This is a genomic window from Psychrobacillus sp. INOP01 (genome assembly GCF_018140925.1).
Lineage (GTDB): Bacteria > Bacillota > Bacilli > Bacillales_A > Planococcaceae > Psychrobacillus.
The window spans coordinates 2111819-2128572 of the sequence record NZ_CP073315.1 but is presented as its reverse complement, the minus strand read 5'-3'; the positions used below and the strand labels follow the sequence as shown (position 1 = coordinate 2128572).

Annotated in this window: 15 protein-coding genes; all 15 read left to right on the top strand. The window is 36.0% G+C overall.

Translation table 11 applies throughout. The features are described 5' to 3' along the window. Nucleotides 1-20 precede the first annotated feature (20 nt). The 15 genes from rpsR (at nt 21) to rlmH (ending at nt 16638) form a co-directional block, all read left to right on the top strand. Nucleotides 21-257 carry a 30S ribosomal protein S18 gene (gene rpsR, locus KD050_RS10790; RefSeq protein ID WP_211896131.1) on the top strand — a complete coding sequence of 79 codons (237 nt, stop codon included), beginning with the start codon at nt 21-23 and terminating at the stop codon, nt 255-257. Between the two features lie 323 nt (nt 258-580). Beyond that, a complete protein-coding gene (locus KD050_RS10785) occupies nt 581-1522 on the top strand; it encodes a YybS family protein (RefSeq protein WP_211896130.1) in 942 nt (313 codons plus the stop codon). A gap of 12 nt (nt 1523-1534) precedes the next feature. After that, on the top strand, nt 1535-3511 hold the full coding sequence (locus tag KD050_RS10780) for a DHH family phosphoesterase (RefSeq protein ID WP_211896129.1): 1977 nt from the start codon (nt 1535-1537) through the stop codon (nt 3509-3511). Further along, nucleotides 3508-3957, top strand: coding sequence for a 50S ribosomal protein L9 (rplI, locus tag KD050_RS10775; RefSeq protein ID WP_211896128.1), 450 nt, complete (start codon nt 3508-3510; stop codon nt 3955-3957). Before KD050_RS10780 ends, rplI begins: the two co-directional genes overlap by 4 nt. A gap of 12 nt (nt 3958-3969) precedes the next feature. Beyond that, entirely contained in the window at nt 3970-5325 is a 1356-nt protein-coding gene (dnaB, locus tag KD050_RS10770) for a replicative DNA helicase (RefSeq protein ID WP_211896127.1), read from the top strand. A gap of 197 nt (nt 5326-5522) precedes the next feature. Then, complete coding sequence (locus tag KD050_RS10765; protein ID WP_211896126.1) at nt 5523-6809, top strand: adenylosuccinate synthase; 1287 nt, start codon at nt 5523-5525, stop codon at nt 6807-6809. A gap of 359 nt (nt 6810-7168) precedes the next feature. After that, nucleotides 7169-8644, top strand: a complete 1476-nt coding sequence (locus KD050_RS10760) for a peptidoglycan DD-metalloendopeptidase family protein (RefSeq protein ID WP_211896125.1) — start codon at nt 7169-7171, stop codon at nt 8642-8644. 253 nt (nt 8645-8897) lie between these two features. After that, nucleotides 8898-9602: a response regulator YycF gene (yycF, locus tag KD050_RS10755; RefSeq protein ID WP_211896124.1), complete on the top strand. Its 705-nt coding sequence runs from the start codon at nt 8898-8900 to the stop codon at nt 9600-9602. A 5-nt stretch (nt 9603-9607) separates the two neighbouring features. Then, nucleotides 9608-11431 carry a cell wall metabolism sensor histidine kinase WalK gene (walK, locus tag KD050_RS10750; protein WP_211896123.1) on the top strand — a complete coding sequence of 608 codons (1824 nt, stop codon included), beginning with the start codon at nt 9608-9610 and terminating at the stop codon, nt 11429-11431. After that, nucleotides 11422-12750, top strand: a complete 1329-nt coding sequence (locus KD050_RS10745; protein ID WP_211896122.1) for a YycH family regulatory protein — start codon at nt 11422-11424, stop codon at nt 12748-12750. Before walK ends, KD050_RS10745 begins: the two co-directional genes overlap by 10 nt. Beyond that, nucleotides 12737-13540 carry a two-component system regulatory protein YycI gene (locus KD050_RS10740; RefSeq protein ID WP_211896121.1) on the top strand — a complete coding sequence of 268 codons (804 nt, stop codon included), beginning with the start codon at nt 12737-12739 and terminating at the stop codon, nt 13538-13540. The genes KD050_RS10745 and KD050_RS10740 overlap by 14 nt, the downstream gene beginning before the upstream one ends. A 12-nt stretch (nt 13541-13552) precedes the next feature. Further along, nucleotides 13553-14341 carry an MBL fold metallo-hydrolase gene (locus KD050_RS10735; RefSeq protein WP_211896120.1) on the top strand — a complete coding sequence of 263 codons (789 nt, stop codon included), beginning with the start codon at nt 13553-13555 and terminating at the stop codon, nt 14339-14341. 164 nt (nt 14342-14505) lie between these two features. After that, on the top strand, nt 14506-15738 hold the full coding sequence (locus KD050_RS10730; RefSeq protein ID WP_211896119.1) for a S1C family serine protease: 1233 nt from the start codon (nt 14506-14508) through the stop codon (nt 15736-15738). Nucleotides 15739-15903: 165 nt separating this feature from the next. Continuing rightward, nucleotides 15904-16071, top strand: coding sequence for a CxxH/CxxC protein (locus KD050_RS10725; RefSeq protein ID WP_211896118.1), 168 nt, complete (start codon nt 15904-15906; stop codon nt 16069-16071). Nucleotides 16072-16158: 87 nt separating this feature from the next. After that, nucleotides 16159-16638 (top strand): 23S rRNA (pseudouridine(1915)-N(3))-methyltransferase RlmH, encoded by a 480-nt coding sequence (gene rlmH / locus KD050_RS10720; protein WP_211896117.1) that lies wholly within the window; start codon nt 16159-16161, stop codon nt 16636-16638. Nucleotides 16639-16754: the final 116 nt, after the last annotated feature.

Below are 16754 nucleotides of genomic sequence, written 5' to 3'. Positions count from 1 at the left end.
CGAAAAGGAGGCAACCTAATATGGCACCACGTCGCGGAGGCAAAAGACGCCGTAAAGTTTGTTACTTCACATCAAACAATATCACACACATCGATTATAAAGATGTAGATTTGTTGAAAAAATTCGTGTCAGAACGTGGAAAAATTCTTCCACGTCGTGTGACAGGAACTAGTGCGAAGTACCAACGTAAGTTAACACGAGCTATTAAAGTATCTCGTATCATGGCTTTACTTCCATTCTCTTCTGAAGAGAGATAAGTATAAATTAGAAAGACCGGGAAACCGGTCTTTTTTTTCTTTTTAAAATACAAAAAAGTATATGCTTTTTCATTATCTGCCTAGCTTCAGCTCCCAGCCAGCCTGAGTTGCTTTAGGATTCCGGAAATGGCAAAGGAAGATTTTTCGTGAAATCCTTTCAGCGCTTGCCGGAGGCCTACATGATGTGAGTCAGACAGTCGTTGCGAACTTAGAGTGATTCCTAAAAATAGGAAATCTGATTTTCTATACAGTATGTGGAATTTTAGTTGTTGTAGGTAATCTGTTACAATGGATAGATGATTACATTAAAGGAAGGTTCCTAAATGCAAAGAAATCAAACAAATTATTTAACGTATGGATCTATGATGATTGCACTATTTGCTATTTTGTTGGCAATGTCTGTTTATGTTCCGGTACTTGGGTTTTTCACTTCATTTATTGTGCCATTACCTCTTGCTTGGTACAGTGCAAAGTTTGAAAGAAAACATGCTTTATTTGTAACAGTTATCGCGGTTCTAATTTCTTTTATTATTGGTGGAGTTTTTGGATTTATCTTTGGCTTGCTAGTTGGTCCGTTAGGTTTTATCATAGGAGATTCAATCCGAGCTAAAAAGTCCAAGCTTTATATGCTGATGGCAACTGGGCTATCTTTACTTTTAATGACGGCGCTACAATACATATTATCCATTTTATTTTTCAATATGAATGTTTTGAAGCAATTTATCACGACCATTGAAGTATACTACGAACAACTGGGAAATATTATGTCTTCCGTTGGTCAGTTACCTGAGGGCTATGAGGAGTTAGTTCAACAAAGCATAATTCTTATTGAATCTATCATGCCTAGCTATTTTATTGGTGCTGTGTTTATAAGTGCCTGGCTATATTTAATCATTAATTTATCACTATTAAAAAAATTGAAATTAGATGTACCTAAGTTTCCTAAATTCATGGATTTTAGACTACCGAAAGCGGTGTTATGGTATTATTTAATCGTATCCATATTCTCATTGTTTGTTTCATTTGAAATTGGAACGTTTGGCTATTTAGTATTTGTGAACGCTGCATTAATATTACGAGTACTCTTGTTTTTACAAGGTGTTTCTTTCATACACTACTACTTTAATGTTGAAGGCTGGCCTAAATGGTCAATGATAATTGCAACATTTTTAGCAGTCCCCCTATACATGTTTACTATTATAGTAGGGGTATTAGATTTAGGATTTAATGTAAGAGGGTTTATAAAGGACAGATACAAAAAATAAGGAGCTGATCTAGTGGCATCTTTTTTTAGGAAACGGCCAATTCGATATCCACTCATACTGTTTTTACTACTTAGTGGGGTTGCAACTTATTTATTACTGTCTACCAACATATTGATTGGATTATTATTCGCTCTAATGGTAATTGGTGTATTTATCTATGCGTGGATTATTGAACAACGTGTATATGAAGAGACAGAAAAACATATCGAAACTCTTTCCTACCGGATGAAAAGGGTAGGGGAGGAAGCCTTATTAGAAATGCCAATCGGGATATTACTCATAAATGATCAGTACATCATCGAATGGGCAAATCCATATATGACGCAACAGCTTCCATTCGATACGATTATTGGTGAGGAGCTTCTTTCTATATCAAAGGATTTTCAACAGCTTAAGAAACAAGAAGAATCCAAAGAAATGGTCATATCTTTGGATGAAAAAAATTATAAAGTATTTTATAAAGCGGAAGAAAAGCTTCTATATTTCTTTGATATAACCGAACAAGTAGAGATGGAATCGTTATACTATGGAGATCGAACCGTTATTGGTGTGCTATTCATAGACAATTACGATGAAATATCACAGGGGATGGACGATCAAACACGAGGAAGACTCAACAGTATCGTTACTTCGTGTGTGAACGATTGGGGGGCAAAATACGGCATTTATGTAAAAAGGATTTCCTCAGATCGTTTTTTAGCCGTTTTTAATGAATCCATTTTAGTAGAACTAGAAAAAAGTAAATTCTCCATATTGGATGATATAAGAGAAACTACTTCTAAGTTTGGTTTTTCCCTCACTTTAAGTGTAGGTGTTGGTGCAGGTTCTACTTCCCTAGTTGAACTTGGAGAACTAGCACAGTCTAGCTTAGACTTAGTATTAGGACGTGGTGGAGATCAAGTAGCCATCAAGCACTCAAGTGGCAAAGTGAAGTTCTATGGTGGGAAAACAAACCCAGTAGAAAAACGGACACGTGTAAGAGCTAGAGTTATTTCCCACGCTCTACGAGATTTAATACAAGATAGTGACCAAGTATTTGTTATGGGGCATAGGATGCCAGATATGGATGCAATCGGATCAGCTGTTGGGGTAAGAAAAATGGCTGGGATGAACAAAGTAGAGGGCTATGTTGTATTGGACACTAATGAGTTAGACAATAGCGTGACCCGATTAATGGATGAGATAAAAGAACAACCAGAGCTATATAATCGTTTTATAAGTCCTGAAGAAGCGATAAGTAAAATTACGGATAAAACATTATTAGTTGTAGTAGATACACATAAACCGAGCTTAGTTATTGATGAAAAGCTTCTTCAAAAAGCAGAGAAAATAGTAGTGATTGATCATCATCGACGTGGAGAAGAATTCATTTCAAATACGATGTTGGTTTATATGGAACCATATGCATCCTCTACTTCAGAATTGGTAACTGAACTAATTGAATATCAGCCGAAAAATGAAAAGCTATCCATGCTAGAAGCAACATCTATGCTAGCAGGTATTATTGTAGACACAAAAAGCTTTACGCTTCGTACAGGGGCAAGAACATTTGAAGCAGCATCGTATTTACGTACGCATGGTGCAGATACAATTCTTGTTCAACGAATGTTGAAGGAAGACATTGATACCTATATAGAACGCTCTAAAATCGTCCAAAATGTGGAGTTTTTTAGAGAAGGTATTGCTATTGCTCATGGCATGGAGAACGTCTCCTATAGTCAGGTATTACTTGCTCAAACAGCAGATATTTTGTTGACGATGAATAATGTGGCAGCCTCTTTCGTAATAGGACGTAAAAGTGAATCCGCGTTAGGGATCAGTGCTCGATCATTAGGTGATATCAATGTTCAGGTCATTATGGAAAAACTAAACGGTGGTGGGCATTTAACTAATGCCGCCTGTCAATTGGAAGATACCTCGATAGACGAAGCTATATTACTTCTAAAAAACGCAATTATAGATACAATCGAAGGAGGAAATGAAGAATGAAAGTAGTATTCTTAAAAGACGTAAAAGGTAAAGGCAAAAAAGGCGAAGTCAAAAATGTTGCAGATGGGTATGCACATAACTTTTTGCTAAAAAACAAATTAGCAGTAGAAGTAAATGCAGCTGCATTAAGTGCTCTTGAAGGGCAAAAGAAAAAATCCGAAAAAGAAGCAGCTAAAGAGCTAGAAGAAGCCCAAAAATTAAAAGAAACATTAGAGCAATTAACAGTTGAGTTAAAAGCAAAGTCAGGAAATGATGGTCGACTATTCGGTTCCATTACAACGAAACAAATTGCCTCTCAATTAGAAAAATCACATGGTATTAAATTAGATAAACGCAAAATGGAATTAGATGACGCAATTAGAGCATTAGGGTATACAAATGTACCTGTGAAACTTCATCATGAAGTTGTGGCGACATTAAAAGTTCTTGTTGCAGAAGAATCGTAAGGAGAGAGGTAAATGAGCGATCCAATGTTGGACCGTGTACCGCCGCATAACCAAGAAGCCGAACAGTCTGTCATTGGGGCAATATTTCTAGAACCACAGGCATTAATTACCGCTGGAGAAATCTTGCTGGCTGAAGATTTTTATCGTGTAGCACATCAAAAGATATTCCAAACGATGCTTCATTTAAGCGATAAAGGTAAGGCAATCGATGTTGTAACTGTGACGGAGGAACTTTCTGCAAAGAAAGAGTTAGAAGATGTAGGTGGAATTTCGTATATTAGTGAAATTGCTAATGCAGTTCCAACCGCAGCCAATATAGCATACTACGCTAAGATCGTAGAAGAAAAATCTATTTTACGCCGCTTAATACGTGTAGCGACCACCATAGTAGAAGATGGTTTTACTAGGGAAGATGAAGTAGAAGCATTATTAGCAGAAGCCGAACGCAAAATGATGGAAGTCGCAAGCCGAAAAAATGCTGGTGATTTCGAGCATATTAAAGACGTTTTAGTGGAAACATACGATAATATAGAAAAACTTCATACAAGAAAAGGCGATGTTACCGGTATTCCAACTGGATTCCGTGATTTAGACCGAATTACAGCCGGTTTCCAACGAAATGATTTAATCATTGTCGCTGCCCGTCCATCTGTAGGGAAAACGGCATTTGCTCTGAATGTGGCACAAAACGTAGCGACAAAAACAGATGAAAATGTAGCAATCTTTAGTTTAGAGATGGGTGCAGAACAGTTAGTTATGCGTATGCTTTGTGCGGAGGGGAATATAGACGCTCAGGTACTTCGTACAGGGGCACTGACAACCGAGGATTGGCGTAAGCTTACAATGGCGATGGGAAGTCTCTCAAATGCAGGTATTTATATAGACGATACCCCTGGTATTCGGGTAAATGAAATCCGGGCTAAATGTCGTCGATTAAAACAAGAGTCTGGTCTGGGTATGATTTTGATTGATTATTTACAGCTAATCCAAGGTAGTGGAGGAAGCCAAGCTAACCGACAACAAGAGGTTTCGGAAATTTCTCGTTCTTTAAAAGGTTTAGCTCGTGAATTGCAGGTTCCTGTTATTGCTTTGTCACAGTTATCCCGTGGAGTTGAGCAGCGTCAAGATAAGCGACCAATGATGTCTGATTTACGTGAATCTGGATCTATTGAGCAGGATGCAGATATTGTATCCTTCCTGTACCGTGAGGATTACTACGACAAAGAAACAGAAAATCAGAACATGATTGAAATTATTATTGCAAAACAGCGTAATGGTCCTACTGGAACTGTTACACTTGCGTTCGTTAAAGAGTTTAACAAATTCGTTAACATTGACTGGAGTCAACACCAAGCGCCACCAGCCTAAAAAAGCAAAAGCGCCTTTTAGTTTTGTGGGCAGTGATTTTTAGATATAGTTATAATAACAAAACACGAACAATAAATGTGCTAATTCATTTTGTGTTCGTGTTTTTATGTTAAATCAGTTGACTAAGTACGTTTAGATTGGTACAATAACACTGTTTGAATCAGGACATATGAAATGTCTGACGGAGGTGCTGGCAAATGCCATCAGTAGTAGTAGTTGGAACACAATGGGGAGACGAAGGTAAAGGAAAAATCACAGACTTTCTATCCGAAAACTCAGAAGTAATTGCACGTTACCAAGGTGGTAATAATGCAGGTCACACAATTATTTTCGGAGGAGAAACTTACAAGCTTCACTTAATTCCTTCAGGGATTTTCTATAAAGATAAAATTTCTGTTATAGGAAATGGAATGGTAGTGGATCCAAGAGCACTTGTAAAAGAGCTAAAAGGATTGCATGACCGTGGAGTAACAACCGAAAACTTACGTATTTCTAATCGTGCACATGTTATTCTTCCTTACCACCTAAAACAAGACGAAGTAGAAGAAGCTCGCAGAGGAGCAAATAAAATCGGTACGACAGGTAAAGGTATTGGACCAGCTTATATGGACAAAGCTGCACGTGTCGGGATTCGTATTGCTGATCTTCTGGACTACGAAGTATTTAAGGAAAAATTAGAACTTAACTTACAAGAAAAGAATAGAATGTTTGAGAAGTTTTACGAAACAGAAGGATTTACTTCAGAAGAAATATTAGAAGAATTCTATGGCTATGGGCAAGAGATTGCCAAGTATGTTACGGATACTTCAAAAGTATTGAACGACGCATTAGATGATGGCCGTCGTGTATTATTTGAAGGTGCACAAGGAGTTATGTTGGACATCGATCAAGGTACTTATCCATTTGTAACTTCTTCGAATCCAGTAGCTGGTGGAGTAACAATTGGAGCAGGAGTAGGTCCAACAAAAATTAACCATGTAGTAGGTGTTTGTAAAGCATATACATCACGTGTAGGTGATGGTCCTTTCCCTACTGAGCTATTTGATGAAATTGGAAATCAAATCCGAGAAGTTGGTAAAGAATATGGGACAACTACAGGTAGACCACGTCGTATAGGGTGGTTTGATACAGTAGTAATTAGACATGCTCGTCGTGTAAGTGGTTTAACTGATTTAACGGTTAACTCTATTGATGTATTGACTGGTTTAGATACAGTTAAATTATGTACTGCTTATAGATATAAAGGTGAATTAATTACGGAATATCCAGCTAACCTTCGTATTTTAGGTGAATGTGAACCAGTTTATGAAGAAATGCCAGGTTGGAGTGAAGACATTACAAAATGTAAATCACTAGATGAACTTCCTGAGACAGCTCGTCATTACTTAGAACGGATTTCTCAACTTACAGGTGTACAAATCTCCATCTTCTCAGTTGGACCAGATCGTACGCAAACAAATATCATTACAAGTGTTTGGAAATAATAAATGAAAAAAAACGTCAAGAAGCATATGCTTTTTGACGTTTTTTTTGTCTGCTAATGTAAAAATTTGAGAAAGTGCCGTTATGTGAATCTTCTATTATGACAAATATAACGAAGATTTCTGTTGCTTTATGTATAAAATATGAATAATTTGGAGAAAACTAATTTATAAAAGTTTAACGGTTAGGTATAAGGAATCGCAATGTGTTAAAAAATGTAAAAATGATGTAATATATGGAACTAATGCTACAGTTTCTTTACAACCGCATATAAAGCTACACATCTTCATTTCAAATATGTTAAATTAGAGAAGCATGAAATAATCGACGGTTTTATATATAGTTTGGAAGGGGCTTTATCATGTTTTTGAAAAGTAAGAATGAGGAACAGAAGGTATCAAAACTGAATGTTCTTTCAAACGGAAAGTCAAATATGGTGAAAAAAGCAGCCGTATCAGTTTTACTTATCTCAAGTATTTCGTTTAATATGGCTTTTGCAAAAGAAAGTGAAAGCAATACATTAAAAGAAATATACCATATATACACGGATGGTCAATATGTAGGGGCTATTTCGGATCAAACCAAATTACAATCAATACTCGATAAAAAAGTTGAAGAATCTAGCTCCCAGTTTAAAAATATGACTTTAACTGCTGGATCTAATTTATCGATAGTACCAGAACAAGTATTTACTCCTAATACAAGCGATGAGACTACTCTTCAAAAGCTGGATAGCTTGATAGAAGTAGAAGCAAAGGCATTTGCATTATCGATCAATGACGAGATGGCAGTCTACGTCAAAGACTTAGATGCTTACGATGAAGCTCTTAGAAAACTAAAATTACATTTTATTTCAGAAGAAGAGTTGAACGTACTGGAAGCTAGAAGTAATACTAGTGAATCTTTACCCGAACTAAAAGAAAATGAAACTCGTATTGCTAATTTAATTTTAAAAGAAAAAGTATCAGGAGTTACAGTAGAAACAGATCCTAGTCAAATTGTTTCACCAGATGATGCTGTGAAGCTACTTTTAGATGGAACATTAGAAAAAGATTTATATACAGTAGCACCAGGCGATGTTTTAGGAACTATTGCTAACAAGCATAATCTAACATCTGCAGAACTAATAGCACTTAATGCTGGTATAACGGATTCTACCGTATTACAAATAGGTCAAGAGTTAAATGTAACAGTCCTAAAACCACTTATTAATATAGAAGTACAGTATGAGAAAAAAGCTAAAGAATCCATCATACATACGAAAAAAGTAAAAGAAACAGAGGATATGTATAAAGGTGATACGAAGGTAATACAAGAAGGTTCAGATGGTCAAAAAATGGCAACTTACTTAATTCGCAAAGAGAATGGAGTACAAGTTGGTTTATCTGTTATAGAAGAAACAATACTTGTAGAACCAAAAGATCATATTGTATTAAAAGGAACGAAAGTAATTCCTTCACGCGGCTCAGGGGTATTTGCTTGGCCAGCAGAAGGTGGATATATTTCTAGTAAAATGGGGTATCGTTGGGGACGCCAACATGAAGGTATCGATATTGCACGACCAAGTGGTTTTACGATAAAAGCAGCAGATAACGGTATAGTAGTAGCTGCTGGTTGGGATGGAACATACGGCCAACGTATAATCATTGATCATCAAAATGGATATAAAACAACGTATGCACATCTTTCTTCGATTACAGCGGAAGTAGGGCAAGTAGTCCCAACAGGTACTAAAATCGGTGTAATGGGAAGTACTGGACGTTCTACAGGAACACATCTACATTTTGAAGTGGAGAAAAATGGAGTAACGATTAATCCTTTAACTGTATTAAACTAATAGTATATACGAGACAGTCGCTATATGGACTGTCTTTTTTTTATCTCGGTTTCAAGCTGTAATACCATCACTGGTGGGAATTTCACTGTATAAGATTTCCTGGGAAATAATTCGACAAACTGAGTCGAATTATAGGGTCGTTACTTCTTTAGAGATGCAGGAAGCCTGAAACAATGTTAAAGTTAATATTATTATTGATAAAAATAATTCAATTGAGTTAAATATAGAATACGAGAATAAAGGGGACTAGAATATGAGTAAAAAAATACTAGTTGTAGATGACGAAAAGCCAATTGCAGATATACTTCAATTTAACCTAAAAAAAGAAGGATACCAAGTAGTTTGTGCTTATAATGGCGATGAAGCATTGAAGAAGGTGGAAGAAGATCAACCAGATTTAATGTTATTAGATATTATGCTTCCTAACAAAGATGGAATGGAAGTCTGTAGAGAAATTCGAAAAAAATATGATTTTCCTATAATCATGCTAACAGCAAAAGATTCAGAGATAGATAAAGTACTTGGTCTAGAGCTTGGTGCAGATGATTATGTGACAAAACCATTTAGTACGAGAGAATTAATAGCTCGAGTGAAAGCAAACATGCGTAGACACCAAACTATTCAAGAAGACGCAGAAGTAATAACAAATGACATTGTAATTGGTCCACTAACTATTCAACCAGATGCTTATCTTGTGTTAAAGAGAGAAGAGACAATTGAGCTTACGCATCGAGAATTCGAGCTGTTGCATTACTTGGCAAAACATATAGGACAAGTTATGACTCGTGAACATTTACTACAAACAGTATGGGGTTATGATTATTTTGGAGATGTGCGTACGGTTGATGTAACAATTCGCCGCTTACGCGAGAAAATTGAAGACAATCCAAGTCATCCAACTTGGATAGTAACTAGAAGAGGCGTAGGCTACTATTTACGAAGTCCTGAACAGGAGTAGAAGGAATGCAAAAAGTTGGATACTTTAAATCGATTCACGTAAAGATTGTGCTGATTTATGTATTACTTATCGTTATTGCGATGCAAATTATTGGATTATATTTTGTTCGCGAGCTTGAGGAGACATTAAGAGATAACTTTCAAGATTCTATAACTGACCGTGTTAGCATGTTAGAATATAGTGCGCGAGAAGAAATAATAAAAACACGAAGCGAAGAAGACCAAACAAAAGAACAAAGTTTACGTTCAATTTTGTCTAGTCTTAATTCTTATGACATTAAAGAAGTACGTGTAATAGATTCTCGGTATCAAATCTTGGCAACCTCCGATATAAATAATCAGTCTATTGTAGGCCAACGATCAATGGATGATTTAGTTCGAAAATCCATTACTGCAGAAGACAAATTTGACAGTATATCGCTTGATCGAGAAACCGGAAACAGAATTTGGATTTTAACAACTCCTATTTTTTATAAGGGAGAAGTAATTGGAACAATATATATGGAATCTAATATTGAAAATATTTTTGGGCAGATGAATGAAATTAACCAAATCCTAGCTGGGGGTACAGCAGTTGCGCTAGTAATTACCGTTATATTAGGAATTCTAATTGCCCAGACGATTACACGTCCTATCTCAGATATGAGAAGACAAGCTCAAGCGATGGCAAAAGGTAATTTTTCCAGGAAAGTACGAGTATATGGCAGTGATGAAATCGGGCAATTGGCAATTGCCTTTAATCATTTGACGAATAGATTGCAGGAAGCTCAATCTACAACCGAAGCAGAACGTAGAAAGCTAGCCTCAGTTTTAACCAATATGACAGACGGGGTAATAGCTACAGATCGTAAAGGTAGAGTTATATTGATAAACGATCCAGCACTTAGGTTATTGCGCATACCTAGGGAAATGGTGTTAAATCGTCCCATTATTTCTGTACTTGGAATAGATCCTTTACACTCTTTTGAAGATTTAATACATTTAAAAGAAGCGATTAATCTGGATTTAAGCTCAAACGAAAGACCGTTTATTTTACGTGCCAATTTTTCGGTTATTCAAAAAGAAACTGGTTTCGTTAACGGTTTAATCGCAGTATTACATGATAATACGGAGCAGGAAAAAGTGGATATGGAAAGAAGAGAGTTTGTTGCAAATGTTTCTCATGAACTACGTACACCTCTTACGACGATGAGTAGTTATTTAGAGGCTTTAGCTGATGGTGCTTGGCAAGATGAAGAAATTGCTCCATCTTTTTTACAGGTAACTCAAACAGAAACACATAGAATGATTCGACTTGTAAATGACCTACTCCAACTATCAAAGATGGATAGTAGAGACTATGATTTGAATCGAGAAATTGTTAATTTCAATCAGTTCTTCAACCGGATTATTGATAGATTTGAACTTTCCAAATCCGATCATGTTAACTTTGTACGCATGCTCTCCGATAAAGCTTATTATGTGGACATCGATACAGATAAGTTAACACAGGTAATCGATAATATTATTTCAAATGCGATTAAATATTCTCCAGATGGTGGGAATATACGATTTGGGGTAGCGGTAGCAGACTCAATTTTAAAGGTAATGATTTCTGATGACGGTATGGGAATTCCTTCTGAAAATGTCGATCGAGTCTTTGATCGTTTTTACAGAGTAGATCGGGCAAGAGCAAGATCTATGGGAGGCACGGGTCTAGGATTAGCAATTGCCCGGGAAATGATTGAAGCACATGATGGTAGAATATGGGCAGAAAGCGAAGAAGGACAAGGAACAACTATTTTCTTCACATTGGATATTTTAACGGATGAGGAAGGTGAGTGGGATTGAAATATATTGAGCAAGTAAAATCAGTTGTTTTAGTCTTACTTATTCTCCTCAGCTTTACTTTAACTTTTGCTATATGGACATATTCTCCTGTTATTCAAACAAATGATGAAGCTATTGTAGATATATCTATTGCCGAAAAAAGGAACTTGGAAAACGTTATTAAACCGTATCGAATGATTTTAAGCCAAGATGAAGCTTTAAAGGGTACAGTTGCGAGCCAGCCAATAGAATTTGCGTTCAACAACATGAAGACCTGGGAAATTCAGACGGTTGAGTTAGCTAGTAACAAGGCAGACACCGATCAAATAAATGATTTTGTCAAAGCTCCTAATCGTGCGAGTTTCTTTTTTGCAGCAGATGTCCCTATTGAAATATTAGGTAATATCTTAAACTTTGCAGATCACAATTTTCCGGAAGTTTATTTCAATCGATTAATAATAGACTGGAACGGGGACATCTCAGATAGCGTGACTCTGTATTTTATAAGCACATCACAGCAGAAAATATATACGGCAACGGCACAAAAAGCAGATAAATTAGGGTTTACTAAGCGTATTTTAGAACATGCTGAGAAAATGCAGGTATATAATGAAATAGTTAGAGACAATAAACTATCTTTGTATGTTTCATCGATACCGGAAAATATCGGAAGTTATACCTATTCAATAAAAGATGTTGAATCGGATAAATTCAAAGATGCCCTCTTCAATAATCCTAGCCTTGTGAGAATTAATCCTGTTGGGATGAATGAACAACAATTCACGGATGATAGTGCATTAATGAATGTGGATTTTACTCGTAAAAGTTTAAGCTATGTACATCCTGCTTCGGAAAATGAAAATCCAGCGAATCCCGTAGATCTCATTAATAACAGTTTGAATTTTGTCAATGAGCATAACGGATGGACAGATGACTATCGTTATTCTCGAATGAATACCTCAGCTCGGCAAATTAATTATCAATTGTATTTAGCGGGTCTTCCGGTATTTAGTAGACTTACATCTACAGACATCACGCAGTATTGGGGAGTTGACCGAGTATATCGATACTTCCGACCTACTTATTCGCTAAATGCTGCTATTCGTCTGAAAACACGGGAAGTAGAATTAGCTTCAGGGCAGTCAATTTATGATTTTCTGTCTACTGCTACAGATATTAATATGAGTTCTATTGACGATCTTGTAATAGGATATTATTTATCTCAAGATGACGACCAAGCTTTATTTAATCTGGAGCCTTCTTGGTATTACTTAGAGAGTGGAGTCTGGGTTCGCGTATCTCCGGAATTATTAGGGGGTGCAAAATTTGGATTGGAATAAAACAAAGACTATATTCATTATTGTATTTTCTATTTTAAATGTATTCTTACTTTCACTATATTTGAATCGATATAACGCATCACAACAAATAGATAAACCCAATGATACACCTATCGCGGAAAAACTTATTCTAGATAATATAAAAGTTTTGGAGACAGATAAAGAGATTAAAGAGGCTTCTTATGTTTCAGGTAACGTCCATAATTTTAGTCAAGAAGAAATAGAAGAATTGGACAATCAAACAGTAGAAATACCTGTTAGCCATAAATTAGTCAGCACATTTGAAGAACCTATAAAAATAACGGATGAAAATACGTTAGAAAAAATAGTACATGAGCAAGTGATAAGAGGTTCCGCTTATGGCCTGTGGAAAATAGATGAAGAAAATAAAACAGCTATATTATTCCAAAAAGTAAATAAACGACTCGTTTACTATAATACGAATGCGAAATTAATTGTTCACTGGAATGAGGAAAACGAGCTTATTGGTTATGAACAGACTATTCTGGACGATTTAGAGAATTATGATGTGTATCAAAAATTGTTGCCACATATGCAGGTGATTAATATACTTTATGGTAATTCGCATTTAAAACCAGATTCTACGATTAAAGAAATTGAACTGGGATATTCTACGTTAGCTCAACTAACAGAGACACAAGTTTTTGCACCCACATGGCATATCCTTGTGGAACTACTAGATGGAACAGTTGAAGAATATTTTGTAAATGCGGTAGAAGGTAGAGTTATTGAGATACAAAAAGAGACGGAACAAAAAGTGCTGGAGTAAGGAGTTTTAAAAATGAAGTTCAGTGTACTAGCAAGTGGTAGTAGTGGTAACGCTATTTATGTGGAAAATGAGGAACATTCCTTTTTAGTAGATGTCGGCTTAAGTGGAAAAAAGATGGATCAATTATTTCAGGAAATTGATCGGGATATTAAAAAGCTATCAGGAATTTTTATCACACATGAGCATAGCGATCATATTAAGGGATTAGGTGTCTTAGCTAGAAAATATGGAGTTCCCATTTTTGCAAATGAAAAAACCTGGTCAGCAATGGATCCACTTATCGGAAATGTGCCATTAGACCAGCGATTTCAATTTGATATGGAAACAGTAAAACAATTTGGCTCCATTGATATCCAATCGTTTGCAGTATCACACGATGCAGCTGACCCGATGTTTTACATTTTTCATGAAAATGGTAGAAAGCTTGTTTTAATCACGGATACTGGATATGTAAGCGATCGAATGAAAGGGCTTATTAAAGGAGCCGATTCCTTTGTCTTTGAAAGCAATCACGATGTTAGTATGCTACAGATGGGACGCTATCCTTGGTCAGTTAAACGAAGAATATTAAGTGATGTAGGACATGTCTCCAACGAGGATGCTGCGGTAGCTATGAGTGAAGTAATTGATGTGAAAAATACGAATATCTATTTATCACATTTAAGTAAAGATAATAATATGAAAGATTTAGCTCGTATGAGTGTTACACAAACACTTCAATCCTGTGGTGTGATTGCAGGGGAGTATGTACACCTACATGACACAGATGCCAATAAACCAACAGAGCTAGTTCTTGTTTAAATAGGAAAAACCATATACTTTCTTCTCTTTTAATCGAAGTTTCAAATACTATGAATGTAGTATTTGGAACTTTTATTTATTTTTTAAGTAATTTTCATCTTATTTTAATCTGGAATGGGTACATTGTTAATACAGACATATTAGAAACAGAGAGGAAGAGAAAGATGGATACAAATAACCCATATGGACCGCAATTACCACAAGAACAACCGCCGATAGAACAGAAAAAAAGAAATGGAAAAAAACGAGGCATAGCCGGCTATTTCTTTAGTGGACTTGCAGGTGTATTAGTTGGTGCATTACTCGTCTGGTTTTTAATACCTTCTGTAGTAACCAACCTACCATCGGACAGTGAAACAAAATCGAGCGAAACAACACAACAAACCCAACAGCTTTCAGTAGATGTTACTACAGATGTAACCGATGCTGTAGAAAAAGCTTCAAGTGCAGTTGTAGGAATAACAAATATTCAATCCGTCACAAATTTCTGGAGTCAATCGGAAGATACTCAGGATGCTGGCACAGGATCAGGTGTTATTTATAAGAAAGAAAATGGTAAAGCCTATGTTATTACAAATTATCATGTTATTGAAGATGCAAAATCAGTGGAAGTAACATTAGCTGACGGATCTAAAGTGGAAGCAAGTATTGTAGGGGGAGATATTTGGTCAGACTTAGCGGTTCTTGCAATTGACGACACTGGTGTAGAAGCAGTTATAGAATTTGGCGACTCAGATGTATTAAAGCAAGGGGAAACAGTTATTGCTATCGGTAATCCTTTAGGACTTGATTTTTATGGCTCTGTTACAACTGGAGTTGTATCTGGTAAAGACCGTGCAGTACCAGTTGATCTAAACGGAGATGGTTTAGAGGATTGGCAGTCAGAGGTTTTACAAACAGATGCAGCGATTAACCCTGGAAACAGCGGTGGTGCATTGATCAACTTAGCGGGACAGCTTATAGGTATAAACTCGATGAAGATTTCTGAGTCTACAGTAGAAGGAATAGGTCTTGCAATTCCAGTTAATACAGCTATTCCAATCATAGAGGATTTAGAGCAAAACGGAAAAGTTAATCGTCCATCCATGGGAATCACACTAATTGATTTGACGAATGTACCAGCATTTCACCAAAAAGAAACATTAAAACTACCTGAGGAAGTTACAACTGGTGTAGTAGTTGACGAAGTAGTGGAAGGAACTCCAGCTGCATTGGCGGGGATGAAATCATATGATGTCATTGTAGAAATGGATGGAGAAAAAGTTGAAAATACTATTGAATTACGTAAACACCTATATAACGAAAAAGAAACTGGGGACGAACTAAAAGTGAAAGTGTATAGACAAGGAGAGATAGTCGAATTAACACTCCTTTTAAAGGAATCAACAGAATTATAAACATGTGGATAACTTAACAATGTAAAAAAGATTTACACAGCGAGTAGGAAAAGAAAAGCTTGTCTTTCCTACTCGTTTTTCATTTGGTAAAATAGGTTGTGGATAACAATGGATGATTTGTGTATAACTATTAAAAGTATTCAGACAACAAAAGGGAGGATAAAAATGAGAATATTCAGTTGTGAAAACCATATAAATCACGCATTAGACATGTTTGTAGCGGAACAGAAAACATTTCCAATGTTAGAGGAATTAAAAAACGAAGAAAAGTTATCCACAGTTTGTTCTTACTGTGAAAGCTCTGCATTATATATTGTGGCTAATGAAAATTGAAACACAAGATGTAGATAAGTGTTGTGGATATGTGGATAAGCTATGTGTATAACGTGTTTGTAAACGAAATGTAAAGGTGGATAACCTGTGAATATACAAATTATTTCAGTAGGGAAATTAAAAGAAAAATACTTAAAAATGGGAATAGAAGAGTACACAAAGCGGCTAGGAGCATATGCCAAAATAGATTTAGTAGAAGTGGCTGACGAAAAAGCCCCGGAAAATCTAAGTGAAGCTGATATGGAAATCGTTAAGAAAAAAGAAAGTGACCGAATCCTAGCGAAAATAGGAGCGGACACATATGTTATTGCTCTTGCAATAGAGGGAAAGATGAAAACATCGGAGCAGCTAGCTGGTGATATTGAATCCCTTATGACGTATGGCAGAAGTAAAATTGCATTTGTTATCGGTGGATCTCTTGGTTTACACGAAGATGTGATGAAACGTGCCGATGAAAAATTGTCCTTTAGTAAAATGACCTTGCCTCATCAGTTAATGAAGCTAGTGTTGGTAGAACAGATCTACCGTGCATTCCGAATTATGAAGGGTGAACCGTATCATAAGTAAATGAAGTTAATCAGACTTAAAAGCAGAAATACACAAAGTTGTATTTCTGCTAAAATTATGAAATAAACTTATATTTTCTTACCTACTCTTTAGCGATTACCTATTTTCATACAAAT